This window comes from Acrocarpospora catenulata (assembly GCF_018476525.1).
GTDB classification, from domain to species: Bacteria; Actinomycetota; Actinomycetes; order Streptosporangiales; family Streptosporangiaceae; genus Acrocarpospora; species Acrocarpospora catenulata.
Genome location: NZ_JAHCST010000042.1, coordinates 64004 through 79847, shown reverse-complemented (window position 1 = coordinate 79847; position 15844 = coordinate 64004). Strand labels below are relative to the sequence as shown.

At 69.8% G+C, this 15844-nt stretch carries 16 protein-coding genes; 5 read left to right on the top strand and 11 right to left on the bottom strand.

Annotation, left to right across the window (positions count from 1 at the left end; genetic code table 11):
• Positions 1-525: 525 nt before the first annotated feature.
• Positions 526-777 carry a hypothetical protein gene (locus tag KIP79_RS31850; protein ID WP_214108660.1) on the top strand — a complete coding sequence of 84 codons (252 nt, stop codon included), beginning with the start codon at positions 526-528 and terminating at the stop codon, positions 775-777.
• An 89-nt stretch (positions 778-866) separates the two neighbouring features.
• On the opposite strand, the gene KIP79_RS31845 is transcribed toward KIP79_RS31850, so the two are convergent.
• Together KIP79_RS31845 and KIP79_RS31840 are read right to left on the bottom strand one after the other, a co-directional pair.
• A complete protein-coding gene (locus KIP79_RS31845; protein ID WP_308169992.1) occupies positions 867-1451 on the bottom strand; it encodes a hemerythrin domain-containing protein in 585 nt (194 codons plus the stop codon).
• Between the two features lie 76 nt (positions 1452-1527).
• Positions 1528-2649: an AbrB family transcriptional regulator gene (locus KIP79_RS31840; RefSeq protein WP_214108659.1), complete on the bottom strand. Its 1122-nt coding sequence runs from the start codon at positions 2647-2649 to the stop codon at positions 1528-1530.
• A gap of 255 nt (positions 2650-2904) precedes the next feature.
• On the opposite strand from KIP79_RS31840, the gene KIP79_RS31835 reads away from it, so the two are divergent.
• Positions 2905-3096: a DUF1918 domain-containing protein gene (locus KIP79_RS31835; RefSeq protein WP_214108658.1), complete on the top strand. Its 192-nt coding sequence runs from the start codon at positions 2905-2907 to the stop codon at positions 3094-3096.
• Between the two features lie 40 nt (positions 3097-3136).
• Here KIP79_RS31835 and KIP79_RS31830 read toward each other — a convergent pair whose 3' ends face one another.
• On the bottom strand, positions 3137-4063 hold the full coding sequence (locus tag KIP79_RS31830; RefSeq protein WP_214108657.1) for an Acg family FMN-binding oxidoreductase: 927 nt from the start codon (positions 4061-4063) through the stop codon (positions 3137-3139).
• Between the two features lie 214 nt (positions 4064-4277).
• Between KIP79_RS31830 and KIP79_RS31825 the strand changes: the two genes are divergently transcribed.
• The 3 genes from KIP79_RS31825 (at position 4278) to KIP79_RS31815 (ending at position 7329) form a co-directional block, all read left to right on the top strand.
• Complete coding sequence (locus tag KIP79_RS31825; RefSeq protein WP_250214147.1) at positions 4278-4832, top strand: hypothetical protein; 555 nt, start codon at positions 4278-4280, stop codon at positions 4830-4832.
• A 104-nt stretch (positions 4833-4936) separates the two neighbouring features.
• The gene (locus KIP79_RS31820; RefSeq protein WP_308169991.1) at positions 4937-5515 is read left to right on the top strand and encodes a DinB family protein; all 579 of its coding nucleotides are present in this window, start codon (positions 4937-4939) and stop codon (positions 5513-5515) included.
• A gap of 137 nt (positions 5516-5652) precedes the next feature.
• Positions 5653-7329 (top strand): arylsulfatase, encoded by a 1677-nt coding sequence (locus tag KIP79_RS31815; protein WP_214108656.1) that lies wholly within the window; start codon positions 5653-5655, stop codon positions 7327-7329.
• A 58-nt stretch (positions 7330-7387) separates the two neighbouring features.
• Here the strand turns inward: KIP79_RS31815 and KIP79_RS31810 are convergent, their stop codons facing one another.
• The 8 genes from KIP79_RS31810 to KIP79_RS49750 all read right to left on the bottom strand — a co-directional run bounded on the left by KIP79_RS31810 (position 7388) and on the right by KIP79_RS49750 (position 15738).
• On the bottom strand, positions 7388-8425 hold the full coding sequence (locus KIP79_RS31810; protein WP_214108655.1) for a polysaccharide deacetylase family protein: 1038 nt from the start codon (positions 8423-8425) through the stop codon (positions 7388-7390).
• 365 nt (positions 8426-8790) lie between these two features.
• Positions 8791-8922 (bottom strand): hypothetical protein, encoded by a 132-nt coding sequence (locus tag KIP79_RS48690; protein ID WP_256447546.1) that lies wholly within the window; start codon positions 8920-8922, stop codon positions 8791-8793.
• Positions 8923-8924: 2 nt separating this feature from the next.
• Positions 8925-11120 carry a peptidase domain-containing ABC transporter gene (locus KIP79_RS31805; protein ID WP_214108654.1) on the bottom strand — a complete coding sequence of 732 codons (2196 nt, stop codon included), beginning with the start codon at positions 11118-11120 and terminating at the stop codon, positions 8925-8927.
• 68 nt (positions 11121-11188) lie between these two features.
• Positions 11189-11803, bottom strand: a complete 615-nt coding sequence (locus KIP79_RS31800) for a dihydrofolate reductase family protein (RefSeq protein WP_214108653.1) — start codon at positions 11801-11803, stop codon at positions 11189-11191.
• Positions 11804-11813: 10 nt separating this feature from the next.
• Positions 11814-12545 carry an SRPBCC family protein gene (locus KIP79_RS31795; RefSeq protein ID WP_214108652.1) on the bottom strand — a complete coding sequence of 244 codons (732 nt, stop codon included), beginning with the start codon at positions 12543-12545 and terminating at the stop codon, positions 11814-11816.
• Positions 12542-13147, bottom strand: a complete 606-nt coding sequence (locus tag KIP79_RS31790; protein WP_214108651.1) for an ArsR/SmtB family transcription factor — start codon at positions 13145-13147, stop codon at positions 12542-12544. The genes KIP79_RS31795 and KIP79_RS31790 overlap by 4 nt, the downstream gene beginning before the upstream one ends.
• Positions 13148-13247: 100 nt before the next feature.
• A complete protein-coding gene (locus tag KIP79_RS31785; RefSeq protein ID WP_214108650.1) occupies positions 13248-13871 on the bottom strand; it encodes a nucleoside/nucleotide kinase family protein in 624 nt (207 codons plus the stop codon).
• Between the two features lie 67 nt (positions 13872-13938).
• Complete coding sequence (locus KIP79_RS49750; protein ID WP_504742455.1) at positions 13939-15738, bottom strand: sigma-54-dependent Fis family transcriptional regulator; 1800 nt, start codon at positions 15736-15738, stop codon at positions 13939-13941.
• Positions 15739-15844 lie beyond the last annotated feature (106 nt).

Below are 15844 nucleotides of genomic sequence, written 5' to 3'. Positions count from 1 at the left end.
GTGGGGCCTAACGGTAATGGAGGGGGCGGGCGGTGGGAGAACCGCGGCAACCAATCTTTAGCTTGTCGGGCGGCGGCCGATCCTCCGGGTCTGGATCCGTGGGGGTCAAGAGGGTGGGAGTTTTTACGGCAACTGGGAATCATGCCGAATTGGCATGGGTTCGGCCGGGATTGGTTTGGATCCGTTTCTCACACCATGACGCCAACGCAGATTCATGCGGCCTCTGGCCGGTCTCGGCGGGACTTTTCGCCGTTGGAAAGGCGCGGTATGGCCGACGGAACCGTGACTGTCCCCAGGACGCTGCGCCGGTCCGGGTGGTGGCTCCTTCTTGGGGCCTTTCTGGTCTGGTTTCAGGTCTCGTCCGTGATTCGGATCCCTGTGGCCGATGGTCGGTTCGAAGCCGATATGTGGGAGGTTCTTTCGGTGCCTGCCCTCACGCCCTGGGCAGGGCTCGGAACGGGCGCTACGGCGGCGACGGCTGTCCTGGCTGTCTGTACTGCCTACAGCGGTAGCCGCATCGCTCCCATGCTTATCCTGGCCGCTGGCCCGGCCGCGATCTGCGCGCTGAGCGGCATGGCCATCGCGGGATATCTCCGGCTCGACGCCACCACCGCGCACGGCCTGTATCTCACGATCACCGCCCTCGTGATCGCCACAGGCGCCGCATGGGCCGCCTACCGCAACGGAGACATAACCGACCCGGAAGACCACGACACCGGCGACACCAACCTCGCCCCCGCCCCGGACCCCTACGCGTGGACCTCACCACGCATCTGAGCCCGAAGCAGGCCGAGACCATCATGAATGAGCCCAGGCTGAAGCCCCCCGGCAGTCGAGAGCCGGGGCGGCGGCGGCCTGGGCTGTGGTCAGCCCTTTCGCTTGAGGGTCTGGCGGATGACGTCGCGGGCGCGGTCCATCATCGCGAACGGGGTGCCCACCAGGACGTTCTTGGTGGCGGTCTCCACCCCGGGATGCGGGTGCGTCGGGGCCAGCGCCTCGGCGGCCTTGACGCCGACGGCCAGCATGTGCCGTTCGGACTCGGTGGTCTTGGCGCGGAGCTCGCCGAACTCGTACTGTTCCTCGCTGTCGGCGTGGGCTTCGACGGCCGTCCGCAGCTGGCGCAGCCGCTCCATGAAGTCGGGCGCCGACGGCCCGGCCTGATCGAGTTCCTGGAGCAGGAGCTTGGCTCGATGCTCCTCGGCCAGGCGATCGTCGACCACCCGGTCACCGTTCTCGATCTTGTTCCGCGAGAAGGGATGCACGATCTCCTCTTCGGCCGTCTCGTGCACGGCGAGAATCCGTACCAGACGGGTGAAGGCTTCCCCACGGTCAGCGGGAGAGGCCTGTTCCACCTCGTTGAACATCTCCTTGATGCGCCTGTGCTGCGCCATCAGCAGCTCGACGACATCGCGTTCGCCCATACCCTCGGGCGGGGTCTTCTGTTCACTCACGGTCGGCTCCTCTCTTTAGTGGCGCTCCTTCCCCACGCCCACACCCACACGCCGTTCCTTGTGAAGAGCTGACCGTCTACCGGCAGTGCCTAGAGCGTCCCTTGCCCTGACCGTCGACACCGGACCGTACGAGGCTGACGCGGATCAGCAACGGCGCCAGGAAGGCCATCTCGAACAGGCGCAGGCTCTGCACGCTGGAGATCAGCGGCAGGTTCGCGTGCGCCGCGGAGGCCGTGGCCAGTACGGCGTTGATGCCGCCGGGCGTGGTGGCGAGGTAGGTGTCGTTGAACGGGATCCGGGTGACCGCGGAAACCACCCACGCCAGCGCCCCGCAGGCGGCGCTGACGGCCAGGGTGCAGGCGGCCGCGACGGGCAGGATCCGCCGCAGGCGCCGTACGGTGTGACGGGAGAACCGCAGCCCCACGTCCAGACCGATCATGGTGAACAGCAGCGACCGCAACATCCCGTCGGGCGCGAACCCGTGCGCGAGACCGGTCGCGGTCACCACGGCCGACACGAGCATGGCCCCCATCATCGCCGGGCTCGGCAGCCGCAACCGGGGGCCGATCAGCACGCCGAACAGGGCGACCGCCCCGAGCACGGCCAGACCCTTGAGCTGGTCCGGCCCGGTCACCAGATGCCAGGCACTCCCCTCCTGCGGTGGGCTCGCACCACCCGCCTGGGGCGGCAGGATCACGCTCAGCAGCAGCGGCGTGCTCGCCACGACGAAACCCAGCCGCAGGTACTGCATGAACGCCACCTGACGCCCATCCGCGTCAAGATCCCCAGCCGAGGCCACCGCCGCGGCCGACCCTCCCGCGATCATGCCCAGGGTCGCCGTGGCCCGATCCACCCCGCCGAACCGCACCATCGCCCACGCGGCCCCCTGGCAGATGACCAGCGTCATCAGCGTCACCACGACCAGCGGCGCGACCGACCCCGCCACCTGCCCAAGCGCCGCCACGTTCAGATACGTCCCCATGAGCACGCCGAGCAGCGCCTGCGAGCCCTTGTTGAGCACGGCTGGCGGAGGCCGGCGCACCAGCCCGGTCATGGCCGCGACCAGCCCGAGCAGCAGCGGGATCAGCATGTGCGGGGAAGGTAGCCCTGGTTCGCCCAGCTCGCCGGCCGCCACCATGATCGGCAGAATCACCGCCCAGCCAACGAGATTGACGGCACCACCCGGCGGAATGCGCATGCTACGGAGACTAGCGCCGACAGAGGTATGCGCAGGTCAGAAGGCTATTTCACGAGCAAGTTAAACCCCACCGAGAGGCCCGGAATGATCGCCGAGAGACGGCGGCACGAGGTATTCACCGGATTGGTCAGCCCCCCGCCGCCCCTCGCCCAGCGCGGCGGCGTTCACGAGGATCAACAGCGGCCCACGCGATGGCGAGGGTAGGGATCTCTGTAGGAGGCACAATCGAAGAAGGGACCGCTGAAGGGAGGGACCATGCACGCCGAGGTCGGCGACAAGCTCATAGTCGAGGGCACCCACCAGGGCGAGCCGCAGCGCATCGGAATCGTCAGGGAACTCCGCCACGAGGACGGCACGCCACCGTACGTGGTCCATTGGCTGGGCACCGACCAGGAGACGTTGGTGTATCCCGGCCCCGACGCCCACGTGGTGCACGGGGAAGCCTGACAACGGCGAGAGGCCGCGACGGATTCCGCCGCGGCCTCCGCTAGATCGTGGTGTCGTGCGCCTGGCGGCGCGGGGCGCGGCCGACCGGCGGCCCGTAGCCGAAGCGGATGATCATTTGCGGGTGGCCCCGGCGGTGCCGGGGATCGGTGTGCCGCCGCATGTCCCGTACGTCCAGCGGCTGGTTCAGGAATGACGTCGCCAGGCCGCCGGCGGTCGCCACCAGCAGGACGCGTTCCAGCGCCTGCCCGGCACGCAGCCAGTCCGCGGCCCGGTCGCCGGGTGTGGTGAGCACGGCCAGCTGGGGCCGCGCCTCGAACTCGGCCATGCGGTCGCGCTTCCCGAGTGCCCTGGTGAGCGGGGGATCGTCCACCGGCATCGGGCCGCGTACGTAGTCCGGCAGGCTCCACTTGGTGAGTTCGGCCAGGTAGTCCAGGCTGTGGGCGAGCTCGTCCTCGGCCATCGCGACGTACTCCAGCATGCTCGACACCGCCTCGCGGCTGAGGAAGATCAGGGCGGCGCCCTCCCGGCTGGCCGCGATCTTCATGTCGGCCATCAGGTCCGGCGGCACCGGGTCGCCGGTGTAGGGCTCCCGGTTCGTCCGCCGTGCCGGGATTGCCGCGTACAGCTCGCGTTCGCGGGTCCGCGCGGGTTCGGTCTGCCTGAGGCGTATGGCCGCCAGGAGGTCGGGCTGGGCGTCGGGGGAGGGTCGCAGCCACACCAGGGGGTGGTAACCGGCCTGCCTGATCGCCAGGCGCATGTTGAGCAGCGCCGCGCCGCAGCTCACGTGCAGGGACCGCCCGCGCGGGTCGAGCACCGTCAGGCGGCGATCCTGGTCGGCGTACAGCTCGACGTACTCGCGCCGGACGACACGGAACCGCCACGGCTGGGTGTTGAGCACCGACGGCGCCTCCCCGGCCGCGACGAGCAGACGCCGGACGCCGAGTTCGGTGGCAAGCGGAGCGATCATGACACGCCTCCTTCACAGGCTCTGCCGTCAGGCTCCCGGCCAGGCCGGGACCGGGGCAGGGCCGGAGGGCTCGCCCGCACAGGGACGAAAGTCCCGCCGCGACGGGGTCTTGCGGGTGCTTCGGGGGAGCAATTGAGCCCTAATCCCGAAGCCGCCCAACCGGTGTGATTAAGGCGTGACACCGAGACCTGAACCGCTCTGAAAGGGGCTAACGATGGCCACCACCGCAGGACGTCACACCGTCCCCACCCCCCACGTCCCCGCCTCCCCGGCTCCGGTGGCACACCGTCCGGTCGACTACGTCTGGGCCGTCGCCCGCATCTCGCTCGGCTGGGTCTTCCTCTGGGCCTTCCTGGACAAGCTGTTCGGCTTCGGCTTCGCCACCCCCGCCGCCAAGGCCTGGGTCAACGGCGGCAGCCCCACCACCGGCTTCCTCAAGGGCACCGGCGAGAACGCCCTGGGCGGCTTCTTCTCCGGCCTGGCCGGGCAGGCCTGGGTGGACTGGCTGTTCATGCTCGGCCTGGCGGGCATCGGCACCGCCCTGGTCCTGGGCGCCGGCCTGCGCATCGCCGCCGCCGCCGGAACCGTCCTGCTGCTCATGATGTGGGCCGCCGAACTGCCCCTGACCACCAACCCCTTCATGGACGACCACATCATCTACGCGATCGTCCTGATCGGCCTGGCCCTGGCCGCCGCCGGCAACACCCTGGGCATCGGCCGCTGGTGGAGCCAGACCGCCATCGTCCAGAAGTACCCGGTTCTCAAGTGACCCCGCTCCCGCGAAACGCCCATCCACCCGGATGGGCGTTTCGCTTTTCCACGGCGTACGAAAAGAAGTTGCGCTTTCCACGGGGAACGTCGATGGTCTTTGCCATGCCGAGCACCGATCCATCGCATCAGGGAGCGCAGTGGCCCGCCCGCCGTTTCGGCTGGTCGGACATGTTCGCCGCCCCCGAGGACGACCCGAGGAGCGAAGGGGGGTTCCGGGGCGAGCGCGCCACCCTGCTCGGCTACCTCCGTGACCAGCGTCTGACGCTGGAGATGAAGTGCTCGGATCTGGACGCGGACGGCCTGGCACGCAGGGCGGTCGAGCCGTCCAACCTGTCCCTGCTGGGACTGCTCCGCCACATGGCCAAGGTGGAACACATCTGGTTCCGGTTGCGGCTGGCCGGGCAGGACCTCCCGCGCCTCTACAGCGGCGGAGACGACCGCGACGAGGACTTCAACGGTGCCCGGCCCGACCCCGAGGTGGTCGCGGAGGCGTGGAACGCCTGGCGGGCCGAGGTCGCCTTCGCGGAGCGGTTCATGGCCGAGGAGCCCGATCTCGACATGGTCGGCACCTCGGGCCACACGCTGCGCGAGGTGCTGGTGCACATGATCGAGGAATACGCCCGCCACAACGGCCACGCCGACCTGCTGCGCGAACGCGTGGACGGCCGGGTGGGCCAGTAAGCCGGTCCAGGACTCGCCCCTGAGTGGCGGGAGAAGATCCGATCCGGTACGGTCCAGCATCGGCAGGCCGTTTCCGCCCGCCAAGGACGTATCCGATCCCGCACGAGATGTGCCGCACGTGGACTGCCTGTGACGCCGTGAACCAGCACCTGCCCACCAGAAGCCAGGGTTCGATGCCGCCTGCCACCAGACGTGGATTCCTCGCGGGCGCCGGAGGTCTGCTCGCGGCCGGGCTCGCCGCGGCGAGCATGGCCGACCCGGTGGCGGCCCAGCGCCGCACCCCGCTCAACTTCGTCATCATCCTCGCCGACGACCTGGGCTGGGGGGAGATCGGGCCCTACGGGCAGCGGAAGATCGCGACCCCCAATCTGGACCGGATGGCGGCGCAGGGGATCCGGTTCACCAGCGCGTACGCCGGGGCGTCGCTCTGCGCGCCGTCCCGCTGCGCGCTGCTGACCGGCCTGCACACCGGGCACGGGACCGTGCGGGAGAACCCGGAGGGCGGGCCGCAGCGCTCCCTCACCGCCGCCGACCTGACCTTCGCGGAGCCGCTCAAGCTGGCCGGATACCAGACGGCCTGCATCGGCAAGTGGGGGTTCGGCCCCGAGGAGCCGGGCCAGGTGTCCCATCCCAACGCCAGGGGATTCGACGAGTTCTTCGGCTACATCACCCATCGCCACGCCCACCAGTACTGGCCGACCTACCTCTGGCACAACGGGGAGAAGGTCGCGCTGGACGGCAAGACGTACGCGCCCGACCTGTTACGCGACCGGGCCGTCTCCTTCATCAAGCGGGCCGCCGGCGACCCCTTCCTCCTGTACTTTCCGACGATCCTCCCGCACTCGCCCAGCCAGGTCCCCGGCGGCAGCGGCCGGTACGCGGACGAGCCGTGGACCGGCCCGAACCGCCGCCACGCCGCCCAGGTGACCCGCCTGGACTCCCATGTCGGCGACATCATCCGCGCCATCCGCGAGGCCGGGATCGCCAACTCGACGGTGCTGCTGTTCGCCGGCGACAACGGCCCGCACCACGAGAAGGGCGTCGATCCGACGATCTTCGACTCCAACGGGCCGTTCCGCGGCGTCAAGCGCCAGCTCTACGAGGGCGGCATCCGCATTCCTCTGATCGCCTGGTCGCCGTCCCTGACCCCGAGGGTCGTCGACGAGCCTGTGGCGTTATGGGATCTCCTGCCGACCTTGGCCGACTACGCGCAGGTCCCCATCCCGGCCAACCTGGACGGCAGGTCCTTCCGCGGCCTGCTGACCGGCGGCCGTTACGCGGGTCACGAGTACCTGCTGTGGAACCGCCCCCGCAAGATGCAGGCGATCAGGCGCGGTCACTGGAAGATGATCCGCTTCGCCCCCAACATCTCCGGTGCGGGCCCGGCGGGCCGGGTCGAGCTCTACGACCTGCGCGGCGACCGTGGCGAACGCCATAACGTCGCCGCCCGGAATCCGCAGCTCGTCACCGAGCTCACCAACCTCCTGGACAGCTCGATCGGGGACGATCCCCGCCTGCCGTACGGTCTGCGGGTGACCGAGGAGCAGGGCCAGGCGGTGGTGACCCTGCACAACGGGTCGGCGACCACCTGGCGGAACGTGCGCCTGAACTTCTCCGGACGGCAGCGGGCGCGCTCGGAGGGCACCTACACGCTGGCCCCCGGGGAGTCCCTCACGGCGACGGTCTCCCTCAGCGGGGCGGCCGCCGGGAACGACCCCCTCCTCACCCGGGCGAGGTTCACCGCGAACGGCAGGACGGTGGCCTTCCAGGCGAAGTCCTGGGCCGCTCCGCAGCGGGTGTCGGTCGGACACTGACAGATGATCGTGCGGGCCCTCACAGAGCTGTGAGGGCCCGCGTGGTTTCGCCGGGAGGTCAGCCCACCCGGCAGGAGACCGTCGGCCAGGTCCAGTTGCCGTTGTGCTGGATCGTCACGCCCCAGTTGTTGCCGCTGCCGTTGGGCTTGGCGACCAGCTGCTGGGCGCTGGGGTAGCTGGCGGTGATGTTCCAGGTGGCGATGACCTTGGCGGGGGACGGAATGTTCATCGTGACCGTCCAGTTGCTGGAGCCGGAGACCGCGACGTTGAGGTTGTAGCGGTCGCTCCACTGCTGGCCCGCCGACAGCGTCGCGGTGCAGCTGCCGCCACCGCTCGGGGGCGGGCTGGAGGGCGGGTTGCTCGGGTTGCCGCCGCCGTCGGGCGCCACGGCCCTGCCGGTGGAGGGCGAGATCATGCCGGCGCACAGGTTGCGGCTGCGCAGGTTCGCGGCGATCTGCGGGATCGCGTTGAGCGTCGTCGCGTACTGGTCGTGCATCAGGATGATCTGGCCGTTCTGGAGCCGTCCGGCGGCCTGGACGATCTGGGCGGTGCTCGCCCCGTTCCAGTCCTGGGAGTCCACGTCCCAGATGATCTCTCTGAGGCCGAGCTGCTGTTCCACCGACTTGAGCGTGGCGTTGGTCTCTCCGTACGGCGGGCGGAACAGCTGCGGAGCGGTTCCCGTGGCCTGCTGGATGGCCTGCTGGGTCCGCTGGAGCTCCGACTGGATCTGGGCGCTGCTCATGTTGATCAGGTGGGGGTGGGTGTAGCTGTGGTTGCCGATCCACATGCCGGCGTCCCGCTGGGCCCGGACGAGAGCCTGGTTGTTCTGGGCGTTCTGCCCGATGTTGAACATGGTGGCCCGGAGGCCGTTCTGCCGTAGGGCGTTCAGCAGGTTGTTGGTGTTGCTCGGGTTCGGTCCGTCGTCGTAGGTGAGTCCGACGTATCCGGCGCTACAGTCGGCGGCCTGGGCCTCGGTGATCGTGGTCACGGCGAGCGCCGCGCCGAGGACGGCGACCAGGCCCGCCACCAGGGAGCTCCGGAGGCGGGAGCGGCGTCGTGTCCGGCCTATCCCGGAAATGTCCGCACTGTCGATCATGCTTGTTCCTCCTGGACCTGCAGATCGGAACCTCTCCACTTGGAAAAGTTTCGGAGATCGGGGACTTGCGCCGCGGCGTGCTCACCAACCCGCACATGCCTCACCACATGCAGAAATATCGCCACAAGGGTGGGTGTGCGGGATGGTGCTCGCGCTCATTCTGAGGACGTGTTACGAAATGTGTCAAGAACAAGTCCGAAACGTTTCCATCGAGTGAACCGCTTAAGCTGGCTGTGTCCTGCGTTTACTTGCTTGGATCGGCTCGAAACATTTCAGTTCATCAAGTGCGCCCGAGGAGGATCCGTACTGCGTGACCAAATGAAATGGGGGCCGCTCCCGTAGGAGCGGCCCCCACATCCCCCTGGTTACGGCAGGGCGCAGATCACCGCGTCGCGCCAGTCGTAGTTCATCCAGTCGTAGTCCGGGCGGTGACCGCCGGTGACGTCGGCGAGCTCGCTGTCGTCCAGCTGACGGGCGGTGGTCTCGAAAGTGCTCATCCTTAATTACCCCTTTTGGATGGGTGAATCTCTGACTTTCCCACCATCTCAGGGCGATCTTGCGAGCGACTTGGGGATAGCTTGGTAGGCTCCTGACCTGCCACAAGGTCCGCGTACCTGCCGCCGAAGGCGAGGAGTTCGTCGTGGGTGCCCTGCTCGACGACGCCTCCGGAGTCGATGACGACGATCAGGTCGGCGTCGCGTACCGTGCTCAACCGGTGGGCGATCACGATGCGGGTCTGGGTGAGGGCCGCCAGGTTCTCCTCGATGCGGGCCTCGGTGACGGTGTCGAGGTGGCTGGTGGCCTCGTCGAACAGCAGCACCTTCGGCCGCCCCAGGACCGCCCGGGCCAGCGCCAGACGCTGCCGCTGGCCGCCGGACAGGCCCATGCCCTCCGACAGGTTCGTGTCGTAGCCCATCGGCATGGCCATGATCTCGTCGTGTACGCACGCCACCCGCGCGGCCCGCATGATCTCCTCCGGCGTGGCCCCGGGGCGGCCGAGCGCGATGTTCTCCCGGATCGTGCCGGTGAACAGGTGGGCCTCCTGGGTGACGACGCCGAAGTGCCGCCGCAGCGATGACCGGTTCAGGGCCTCCAGTTTCACGCCGTCGTAGCTGACCGTGCCGAACGTGGGCTCGTACAGACCGACCATGAGCCGCGCCAGCGTGCTCTTGCCCGAGCCGCTCGGGCCGACCAGGGCGACCTTCTGCCCCCGGCGTACCGTCAGGGAGACCTGGCGCACCGTCCACGGCGCCCGGGGGTCGTGGCGGAAGGAGACGTCGGCCAGCTCGATGTGCCCGCGCAGGTGGCCGACCTGCACCTCGCCGTACGGCTCCGGCTTGGACTCCAGGATGTCGGCCAGGCGCTCGACGTGGGTGGCGGCCTCCTGGAGGGTGCGCACGGTCGCGACCAGCGACGTGATCGGAACGAGCGCCGTCCCTGCCAGCGCGACGAGGGTCAGCGTCGCGCCGAGCGGACGCCCGTCGAGCACCTGCCAGCCGCCGGCCCACAGCAGGATCGCCGGGGCCAGCAGGCGCATGCTGTCGAGCACCGAGGTGACCAGGTTGTCGGCCCTGCCGACCCGCCGGTCGGCGGCGAGCTGGTCGTTGAACAGCCGGGACCAGCGGCTGAGCGCGGCGTCCTCGATACCGCCCGCCTTCAGGATCTCCACGCCTTTGATGGCCTCGATGAGCTGGCCCTGTGTCTGGACCTGCGCCGACACCGCGGCCTGGTTCAGGTCGGCCCGCCGCCGCCGGGTGGCCAGCAGCAGGGTCGCCTGGACGGCCGCGAGAGCGACCAGGCACAGCCCGAGCGGCGGCGCCTTGATCAGGACGATCGTCACGTAACCGATGGCGAGCGGCCCGTCCAGCAACGCGGTGGTGATCGGCCCGGACAGCAGCTGCCGCAACCGGCCCACACTCGCGCTGCGCTGCGCCAGATCCCCCGCCCCGCGCGTGGCGAAATACCGGTACGGCAGGCGGAACAGATGCCCGACCACCTCGGTGGTCAGCAGCCGGTCCGCCCGTAACCGCAACCGCAGCACCGTGGCGGCCCGCAGGTAGGTCAGCCCCAGATGGACCAGCCCGCCCGCCCCCAGCGCGATCCCCAGCAGGCCCAGCAGCGACACGTCGTCCGCGGGGATGACGGCGTCCACCAGCACCCCCGCGAAGCTCTGCACCCCCAGCCCGATGGCCTGGAGCAACAGGGAGACCAGCAGAATCCGGGCGAGCAGCCCCTTCTGGAGCGCGGTCGCCGCCAGCGCCCGCAGCCAGGCCCGGCGTGGCCGCCTCCTGGTCCGGAAGCCGTCTCCGGGCTTGAACGTGAGCAGCACCCCCGAGAAGCCCCGGTCGAACTCCTCCCGGGTGAGCCGCAGCCGCCCGATGGCCGGATCGACGACATGGACGTACCGGGGGCCGTACCGCTCGACCACCACGAAGTGGTTGAACTGCCAGTGGGCGACGGCCGGGAGCGGGGCCCCGTCCAGCGATTCGACCGAGTAGGCGGTGGCCGTCAGCCCGTACTCACGCGCCGCCCGGACGATCGCCAGCGCGGACAACCCGTCCCGGCCGACCCCGCATCGCTCCGCGACCTCACGCACCGCGGCGTACCGGTGGTGATGGCTCAGCACCATGGCGAGGCAGGCCGCCCCGCATTCGGCGAGGCCGCTCTGCAGGCGGACGGGCACACGTACGGTCATTGGCCGAGAGTGACAGGCCCGACTTGGGACGGACTTGACTCCAGGTTGTGGACCGGGCCCCGCGCCGCTCAGTCCTGCGCGAACGTGCCGGTGACGAGCTCGCCCGCCGGCTCGTACGTGCCGATGAACACACCGGTGCTGGAGATCTTGCTGTCCACCAGCTTCAGCCCGGCAGGGATGGCGCCCTCCGCGAACAGGCGCTTGCCCGAGCCGACGACGACCGGGAAGACCCACAGGCGGAACTCGTCGACGAGGTTGTGGCGCAGCAGCGTCTGGATCAGGTCGGCGCTGCCGTGGACCTGGAGCTCCGGCCCGTCCTCCCGCTTGAGGGCGGCGAGGCCCTCGGCCGCGTCCCCCTCGATCTGGACCGAGTTGGCCCATGCCGCCAGGTCGGGACGGCCCCGCGAGGCGACGTACTTGACGGCGTCGTTGAACACCTTGCCGCCCGCCTCCTCGGGGGCGTGCGGCCAGTACGCGGACATGATGTCGAAGGTCCTGCGGCCGAGCACCATGGCGAACGGCACGCTGGTCGCCTCGCCCATGACCGACGCCATCAGCTCGTCCCAGTGGTTCACCGACCAGCCGCCCTGCGCGAAGCCGCCGCTTTCGTCCTCGTCAGGACCGCCCGGGCCCTGCATGACGCCGTCCAGGCTCAGGAAGGTGCTCACGATCAGCTTTCTCATCTTCTTCTCCCTAGTTGAAGTTCTCGGCCAGCCAGGCGTCCCACGCGGCCTGCTCGTCGCGGCCCGCGAAGTTCTGGTGGCCGAGCACGAGCGCGTCGCCGCGGTGGGTGCCGGAGTGGATGAACCGGTAGAGGCCCTCGTCGGTCCGCACGCCCAGGTTGACGGGCAGGTTCGCGTAGAAGACGACCCCGGCGGAGCCGTCCGGCAGCCGGACCTGGTCGCCCTCGGCGACCTCGGGGGAGACCCCCAGCGACTCGGTGACGGTCTTCCAGATCGAGTCAGGGCCGCCCGCGCCGGGCCGGACGGCCGTGGTGACCAGCGGGGCGCGTCCGGTGAAGTGCGCCAGGTACTGCTTGAGCGTCTCCAGGTAGATGGGCCAGCCGGCCTGCATCGCCTCGAACTCGCTCTCCCAGTCGTCGCCGAGCACGCCGCTCTGCACCAGCCGCAGCACGGTCGAACCGCCGCCGCGGCCCTCGATGAGGTACTCCATCGCCATGAACTGGCCGTCGGGGCCGGCCACGCTGCGGGTGGCCAGGCGCGTGCCCGGCTCGTACGCGGTGATCGTGGCCTCCTCGGTCTGGCCGAACATGGTCAGGCCGGCGGGGCCGCCGGGGGCGGTGCCCAGCTCGGTGTGCCCCATGAACCAGGAGTCGACCCCCGGTCCGGTCGCGATCGCCTGCCAGACCTGCTCGGGCGTCGCGTTGAGCTCGATCTCCTGGTTCAGCTCGAACGGGTGTGTCATCGCTCTTCCTTCGGACTCAGGTGGACGGTCGTGCTCGGGTGCACGGCGACGACGATCCGGTGGTCGCGGCCGTGCTCGGCGGACTGGTCGTGGTACTTGGACACCAGGGCCTGGACGGCCCCGGCGAGTTCGGTGGCGAACGCGGCCCGGTCGGCGGCCGAGGCGAAACGCACCTCGCCGTCGATCGCGAAGGTCGCCACCCGCTTGCGCGCCTTGGCGGCGCCGGTGATGAGCGCCCCGACGTCGCGGACCAACCGGGACGCGACGGCCAGCAGCCAGCTCGCCGACAGCTGGTCGGGGGAGCGGGCCGGGTCGGGCTGGACCGACGCCAGCGCGATCGGGGAGATCACGTAGGAGGCCGCGGTCGCCCGCATGATGCGCTCGTTGACGTTGCCCTTGCGCCGCTCCTCGATCATCTCGACGAGGCCGTGCGCCTCCAGCGTCTTCAGGTGGTAGTTCACCTTCTGCCGCGGCAGGCCCACCTTGGCGGCCAGCATCGCCGCCGAGCCGGGCTCGCTCAGCTCGGCCAGCAACCGGGCCCGAACCGGGTCCAGCGAGACCTCGGCGGCGGCCGGGTCCTCGATCACTGCGACATCCTGCATACCTGCCAGACTAGCGACCGACAATTTTTTCTGTCAAGGACAGTTTTATCTTCGGTACGCGGGCATGCGGGATCCGCCCATGAATTGGTGATCTTTAAAGTCAGGCCTCTTCGATCAGCGCGGGGTGGCGGGGACGATCCACGCTGATCGCCACGTCGGCGACGCTTGCCGGGGCCACCTCGTCCTCGTAGCGCCGGAAGGCGGGGATCGTCCACGCGTCCGTCGTCCGCCGCTCCAACGCCGCAGGCGACAGGCGCAGGTGCACGGTGAACTCCAGCGGCAGCCAGCGGCCCAGCAGCAGCGTCCCGTCCAGGAGCAGGATCGTCCCAGGCGGCAGCACCGTGTACGGCGCACGGGTGGCGCGGTCCCTGCTCGCGTCCCACAGCGTGGGCAGGACCTTGCCGGAGCCGCCCGGGTCCAGCGGGGCCAGGACCTCGCGGATCAGCCCGTTCACGTCCAGCCAGTCGTCGTAGTACGCGTCGGGGTCCTGCTTGCCGTACTCGAACCGCAGCGAGGCGGGCCGCAGGAAGTCCCAGGAGGAGACGCGGAACGTCTCGCGGCCACGGACGCGCAACGGCTCCACCAGGGCATCGGCCAACTCGGCCGGACGGGCGGCCGGGGCGCCGTCCACGGCCACCCGGACCCACTCCTGACTGGGAAACGCGGCGATCCGGTCGGCGAGGTCCTCGACGAGGCGTTCGGTGGTGATCGGTCGGGCGCGCATCTCCTCATCCTCTAACAGGAGCCCCGCCACCCGAGCGCGCCCGAGATCAGAGAACTGACGGACTGGGTCAGCCCACCCGGCTGGTGCCTTCGCGGACGGTGATGCCGTAGGTGTGGATTTTGCGGTAGATGGTTGCTCGGGAGATGCCCAGGAGGGCTGCCGCTCTGACCTTGTCGCCGGAGGCTTCGATCAGGGCGCGGGTGATGGCGTCACGTTCGATCGCCTCCAGGGGGGTCAGGATCCGGCGCGTGATCGCGTGGCACTGTTCGGGGAGGTCACCGACCTGGATCTGGCCCGCGCGGCGTCTGAGCAGGGCGGATCCCAGGACGTGGTCGAGTTCGGCGACGTTTCCTGGCCAGGCCATGCGCAGCAGTAGCTGCATGGCCTCTCCCGAGCAGGTCACCCGTCGTCCTTTCAACCGTCGTTGGAGCAGGGCGGGAGCGAGTTCGCGAAGGTCGTCGATGCGGTGCCGCAGGGGCGGGACGGTGACGGTGACCGGGAAGAAGTCCTGGAGTTCCAGCACTGCGGCGCTGGTCTCGTCGGTCGCGGTCGCGGTGACCCAGGCCCCGGATCCCGCGGCCTCGCCCTCCTCTTCCAGTGTCAGGGCGACCCGCCGCGCGGTGACGGGGTCCAGGCGGTCGACGTGGCGCAGGATGACGGTCGCGAACGGCTCGCGCAGGTGGGAGCGGAGCAGGTCCAGCCAGGCGGGAACGTCCGGCGCGCAGTCGGCGGCGTCCAGCACGCCCGCATGGGAGGAGGGGAAGCAGCGGCGGTGGGCGGCCTCCGCGACGGTCAGCTTTCCCACGCCGGGCTCGCCGACCAGCAGCATCCAGGTACGCGCGTGGCAGCGGGTCTCGACCTGCTGGCAGGCGGTGAGCCAGGAGGGATGGCGACCGGCCAGACCGCCCCAGGGAGCCTCGGGCCGTGGCGGAACACGGACGTTCTGGCCAGGGTCGTCGTGGAGATTGATCTCGATCACCGCTCCGGCGGCGACCATGCCCACCTCGACCGGCCGGTAGCGTACCCGCGCCACCTGCCCGCTGGACAGGACGATGCTGCTGTCCACCGTGTCCCGTCCTGAGCCCAGTAACTCCAGCGCGCGGTCGCGGAGCGTGGCCTGGTCGTTCGGCTGGAGCAGGTTGGCGGCGGCGGTGTTGGTGAGGACGAGCTGCTCGCTCACGGTCACGACGGGCCGGGCCGCCCGTCTCGTCGCGGACAGGAACTCGGTCAGCAGCGCCCGCTCCCGCTCGGTGCTGTCCTCCAGCAGGCGTTGTGCGATGTCGGCCGCGGCCCCCTGGACGAGCGCGGTCATCAGCGGGCTGGCGTGGGCGGAGCGGCAGGTGAGGTCGATGACCCCTTCGATGCGGCCGCTGAGCGGATGCCGGATGGGCGCCGCCGCGCACGACATGCCCTGCAGGCGGCCGGAGTAGTGCTCGGCGCCGAAGACGTGGGCGGCCCGCTTGTCCTCCAGGGCGGTGCCGATGCCGTTGGTCCCCACGTACTCCTCGGCGTAGCTGAACCCGATCGCCAATCGGATCCGGTCGAGGAGCCGGTTGAGCGACTCGTCCCCCGCCCTGCGCGCGATCACCCGACCGTGCGCGTCGGTGAGGATCACCGTCATCGACGTTCCGGTCAGCGCCGACTCCAGCCGGTCCAGGACCGGCCGCGCCGCCAGACTGAGCGACGTCCCTGGATCCACGTCCGGCCGGTACGGCGGATCCAGCTCGTCGACGTTCACCCCGAAGAACTGGGAACGGCGCCAGGAAACCTCAATAGGTTCACGGATGCACGCCCCACCGAAGTCTCCCGCTTCGATGAAGCGTTCTCGTGCTTGAGCGACCAGCCTCGAGACACTCGTCAACCGCATCGCCTCCCTGCGGTGCCGGGCCAAGGATTCGGGATGTGACATCGGAGTTACGCCGAGGCTACCTCCCGGTTGCTCCCCACGGTAGAGCGAGTGCCGCCACCCTGCT

Coding starts and splice junctions, on each gene's coding strand:
- KIP79_RS31850 (WP_214108660.1), top strand. CDS start 526: ATGCTTATCCTGGCCGCTGGCCCGGCCGCGATCTGCGCGCTGAGCGGC.
- KIP79_RS31840 (WP_214108659.1), bottom strand. CDS start 2,649: ATGCGCATTCCGCCGGGTGGTGCCGTCAATCTCGTTGGCTGGGCGGTG.
- KIP79_RS31835 (WP_214108658.1), top strand. CDS start 2,905: ATGCACGCCGAGGTCGGCGACAAGCTCATAGTCGAGGGCACCCACCAG.
- KIP79_RS31830 (WP_214108657.1), bottom strand. CDS start 4,063: ATGATCGCTCCGCTTGCCACCGAACTCGGCGTCCGGCGTCTGCTCGTC.
- KIP79_RS31825 (WP_250214147.1), top strand. CDS start 4,278: ATGGCCACCACCGCAGGACGTCACACCGTCCCCACCCCCCACGTCCCC.
- KIP79_RS31820 (WP_308169991.1), top strand. CDS start 4,937: ATGCCGAGCACCGATCCATCGCATCAGGGAGCGCAGTGGCCCGCCCGC.
- KIP79_RS31810 (WP_214108655.1), bottom strand. CDS start 8,425: ATGATCGACAGTGCGGACATTTCCGGGATAGGCCGGACACGACGCCGC.
- KIP79_RS48690 (WP_256447546.1), bottom strand. CDS start 8,922: ATGAGCACTTTCGAGACCACCGCCCGTCAGCTGGACGACAGCGAGCTC.
- KIP79_RS31805 (WP_214108654.1), bottom strand. CDS start 11,120: ATGACCGTACGTGTGCCCGTCCGCCTGCAGAGCGGCCTCGCCGAATGC.
- KIP79_RS31800 (WP_214108653.1), bottom strand. CDS start 11,803: ATGAGAAAGCTGATCGTGAGCACCTTCCTGAGCCTGGACGGCGTCATG.
- KIP79_RS31795 (WP_214108652.1), bottom strand. CDS start 12,545: ATGACACACCCGTTCGAGCTGAACCAGGAGATCGAGCTCAACGCGACG.
- KIP79_RS31790 (WP_214108651.1), bottom strand. CDS start 13,147: ATGCAGGATGTCGCAGTGATCGAGGACCCGGCCGCCGCCGAGGTCTCG.
- KIP79_RS31785 (WP_214108650.1), bottom strand. CDS start 13,871: ATGCGCGCCCGACCGATCACCACCGAACGCCTCGTCGAGGACCTCGCC.
- KIP79_RS49750 (WP_504742455.1), bottom strand. CDS start 15,738: ATGCGGTTGACGAGTGTCTCGAGGCTGGTCGCTCAAGCACGAGAACGC.